Origin of the sequence: Neisseria sp. P0014.S002, assembly GCF_051958295.1 — a bacterium.
GTDB classification, from domain to species: domain Bacteria; phylum Pseudomonadota; class Gammaproteobacteria; order Burkholderiales; family Neisseriaceae; genus Neisseria; species Neisseria flavescens_B.
Window position 1 is genome coordinate 1 of record NZ_JBQCVO010000109.1, and the last position, 243, is coordinate 243.

Annotated in this window: 1 protein-coding gene; it reads right to left on the reverse strand. The window is 43.2% G+C overall.

Annotation, left to right across the window (positions count from 1 at the left end; all coding sequences use genetic code 11):
* Window positions 1–6: 6 nt before the first annotated feature.
* A partial coding sequence (locus ACTHSX_RS10800; RefSeq protein WP_440379685.1) for a hypothetical protein occupies window positions 7–243 on the reverse strand: 237 nt, incomplete at its 5' end.

A 243-nucleotide genomic window follows, 5' to 3' on the forward strand; every position in this document is an offset into this window, starting at 1 on the left:
ACTTGGCTAATGGAGCCTGTTCGGAAAAGGGTAGGCTGTTTTATGATTTTGTATGTAGGTGATGAAATCAAAGGCCTTCTGAAATTCAGACGGGCTGAGACCTTTGCAAAATTCCCCAAAATCCACTAAATTCCCACCAAGACATTTAGGGGATTTCTCATGAGCACCTTCTTTAAGCAAACCGCACAAGCCATGATTGCAAAAAACATCGACCGTTTCCCACGATTGAAGTTGGATCAGGTG